This window comes from Treponema endosymbiont of Eucomonympha sp. (assembly GCF_001028545.1).
In genome coordinates this window covers 1-3,202 of record NZ_BBPW01000088.1, presented here as the reverse complement: position 1 = coordinate 3,202, position 3,202 = coordinate 1, and the positions used below count along the sequence as shown (strand labels likewise).

The 3,202-nt window shown below is 52.6% G+C and carries 4 protein-coding genes and 1 pseudogene; 3 read left to right on the top strand and 2 right to left on the bottom strand.

Annotated elements, in window-relative coordinates:
- Positions 1-369 precede the first annotated feature (369 nt).
- The 3 genes and pseudogenes from AWU74_RS04590 to AWU74_RS12655 all read left to right on the top strand — a co-directional run bounded on the left by AWU74_RS04590 (position 370) and on the right by AWU74_RS12655 (position 1,131).
- Positions 370-660: a type II toxin-antitoxin system prevent-host-death family antitoxin gene (locus AWU74_RS04590; protein ID WP_162504810.1), complete on the top strand. Its 291-nt coding sequence runs from the start codon at positions 370-372 to the stop codon at positions 658-660.
- A 3-nt stretch (positions 661-663) separates the two neighbouring features.
- Positions 664-792 (top strand): annotated as a pseudogene (locus tag AWU74_RS13185) (transcription termination/antitermination NusG family protein); the annotation flags it as partial.
- A 63-nt stretch (positions 793-855) separates the two neighbouring features.
- A complete protein-coding gene (locus tag AWU74_RS12655; protein ID WP_062328074.1) occupies positions 856-1,131 on the top strand; it encodes a hypothetical protein in 276 nt (91 codons plus the stop codon).
- Positions 1,132-1,461: 330 nt separating this feature from the next.
- Here AWU74_RS12655 and ilvN read toward each other — a convergent pair whose 3' ends face one another.
- Both ilvN and AWU74_RS04570 read right to left on the bottom strand, forming a co-directional pair.
- Positions 1,462-1,980 (bottom strand): acetolactate synthase small subunit, encoded by a 519-nt coding sequence (gene ilvN, locus AWU74_RS04575; protein ID WP_062328083.1) that lies wholly within the window; start codon positions 1,978-1,980, stop codon positions 1,462-1,464.
- Positions 1,981-2,138: 158 nt separating this feature from the next.
- Positions 2,139-3,202 (bottom strand): glutamine synthetase family protein (locus AWU74_RS04570; protein WP_062328071.1); only part of this gene is annotated, 1,064 nt, incomplete at its 5' end.

Genomic DNA, 3,202 nt, shown 5'->3' with positions numbered 1-3,202 from the left:
GGACAGCAGGGACCCTGGGGACCGATATTCTGGACGATTGTGCCCTGACGCGGCGTTCCCCGTGCGGGGAGCGACCGGGTTTCTTGAGGAAACTGCCGCAACGCCGTAGGCGTTGCTATCGAGTTTGCTTACGCAAACTCGCGGCGTAGAGGCAAAGAGGCGGGGCTGCCCGGGGAGTGTGGCTTGGGCAGCCTTTTGGGTTTTTAGGGGGCGGGGCGCACAAAGCTGCCGGGCAAATCCCACCGCCGATTGGACGCACAATGAAACAGCAGGGCAAACGCCCTGCTGTTTTTACGCCCTGCGCGCCGGTTTATCGAGAGGCGGGGGCTGTCCGGGATATGGGTCTGGACTGAAACTTGCGTTTGTGATATGACATTTACCGAATATGTACCTTTTTATGGAGGACGGTTTATGAAAAAAACTATAAAGCGGTTAAAAATTCAGCATGATATGATTATTTCGCAAATAAATACCGGTCAGGAAAAAATCATAACCGATACGGGAAAAGTTTGTGCGAAAACTGTCTCCGGTAACAATAAACAGAACAGTGCTTTAGAAGAAACGGACAATGAATTATTTGGCATGTGGAAGGACAGGGAGGATATGGAAGACGTAGAACAATATGTCAGGAATATGAGAAAAGGGAGAAAATTATGGTAATAGATTCTGATTATCCGGCGGCAGGGGAAAACCCGTCCGGAACTCAAGCCCGTTTTCCCCGGTTACATATTTCTTGAAATCGACGGCGCCGATCTCGACCGGGAACTGTTTGCCGTTGTCCGGCGCACGCCGAACTTTTATCGTATACTCAGGAGCAATCAGGAGCGGACGCCGCTCGCGGGGCGCGACCTCGCCGTGCTTCGACATTTCATTTCTTTCGGCGATATCGCCGAGGCGTCGCGGGTCTATTTCGACGAATCCGACCGGATAGTCGTTACGGAAGGACCGCTTCTGGGGCTTGAAGGCTCCATAATCAAAGTCGATAAGCGCAAAAAGCGGGCGAAAGTCCGGCTGAACTTTTCAAACGAAGACTTTCTGCTCGACCTTGCGTTTGAAGTGCTCGAAAAAGCGGGCGAAGCGTCCGGTGCTCTGCCGCCGTATTCGGCGAAGCCGGACGAGCGAGGTTTCTGAAAGACTGCCGAAGGCATGCTGCCGTGTTTGTTTTGCAAACCCGCGGCAGAGAGGCAAGCACCTACCAAGGATTTTCCACCCAGTTGCCTATCGAGCAATCCAACCTAGAAGTGTAAGTGAAACAAGCAGGACTTTCGCCCGGCTTGTTTTTTTTATGCCAGCCGATACAGCGACTGGCGCACAAGGCTACCAAGAGGGCTGACCGAAAGACGAAAAGAAATGATTTTACCTCTATGCCGCGAGTTTGCGTGCGCAAACTCGGTAGCACGCTACGGCGTGCGGCAGTTTCCTCAAGAAACTCGAACGTTCGGCTACCGCCGAACGCCCTGTTCAGGCAAGGATTTTCCCGCCGCGCTGCATTGCGGTCAGCCCCGTCCGCACCAGTTCGCGGATTCCGAGCGGTTCCAGAAAGCGGATAAGGCTCTCGATTTTGTCTTCGCTGCCGGTCGCTTCGACGATAACCGAATCGAGGGAAACGTCGATAATGCGCGCGCGGTAGATATTCGCCGCTTCGATAATGCTGTGCCGCGTCACGCTGTCTGCGCTCACCTTAATCAGCGCCAGTTCGCGCACCACCGTGTCGTCCCGCAGGCAGTGCTCGATAGAAAGCACTTCCACCAGTTTTGCAAGCTGCTTGGTAATCTGCTCCAGCACGTGTTCGTCGCCCGACACCACAATGGTCATGCGGCTCTGTGTGTTGCTGTGCGTTTCGCCCACGGTCAGGCTGTCTATATTAAATCCGCGCCGGCTGAACAAGCCTGACACGCGGCTCAACACACCGGCGTGGTTGTCCACCAGCACCGCCAGCACATAGCGCTGGGTTTCTCCGTTACTTGTTTGCTGATTCATGGCTAAACCATTCCCCTCTTTTTCAGGCACTATGCGCCGCGCCGCAAAGATTGTCAACATTATGCCCTGCCGACTGAACGGGGAAAGGACGCCGCGAGTAAAGAAACGTTGATAAGCGGCTGCTAATCAACCATATTATCTTACTTTACAATTCCATTTTAGGAATTTTCCAAATACCGTTCCCGTTCCCATTCAGTGACTGTTTTGTCGTACACCGAAACCTCAAAATTAACGAGTTCGCTGTAGATTTCAACAAATTCCCTGCCTAAATACTCCGCTGCTTTTTGGCTTTTTTCAAAAAGCGCCGCCGCTTGCGCAAGGGTACGGGGTATTTTTTCCAGATGTTCGTTATAATGCCCGTTGCCTTCAATTATTTCCGGTGCCGGAAGTTTTTTCTCCAGCCCGTACAGCCCTGCCGCTAATGAGGCCGCAACCAGAAAATAGGGGTTTGCGTCCGCAGCGCCAGTACGCTGTTCAATCCGGGTACTTTTCCCGCAGCCGACAAGCCGGGTTGAGACCGTGCGATTATCATAGCCTAGTCCGACTCGCGTGGGCGCAAAGGATATATCAGAAAACCGTTTGTACGAATTGACCGTTGGACAGACCAGTGCCATAAACTCGCTGGTCCCGCTTAATATTCCTGCGGCATAGTGCAATAGCGCGTCCCGGTCCTCCGCAAAAACGCTTTTTCCATTCTTAGTCCACAGACTTTGGTGCAGGTGGTAACCGCTCCCGGAACGGTCGTTCCAAGGCATAGCCATAAACGTTGCATAGAGGTTATTCTTGCGGGCAATTTCCTTGACCGCATTTTTGGCAACGACGGCGTTATCCGCATTTGTCAGCGCATCGGAATATTCCAAAATCAATTCCATCTGCCCCGGCCCATATTCGGTGTGTACCGCCTCAAGGGGAATCGAAAAAGCCTCCAGCGATTCCAGTATTTGGTCCACGATGCCGCTATACTGACCGATTTTACCGATAGAATAGGTTTCCTTTCCGCCAAAGAGCGGATTTTTCTTCTCGTCCAAAAGATAAAATTCTATCTCCGAACCGACCTTTGCCGTGTACCCTGTTTTTTCCAGACGGGCAAGCACGTTTTTCAGAACCTGCCGGGGCGCAACCTGGATAACTTCCCCTGTGTCCACATGCAAATCGCTCAATACGAAGGCGGTGCCCTTGCGCCAGGGGATTTCCCGCAGGGTGGCATAATCCGGTTTTAGGA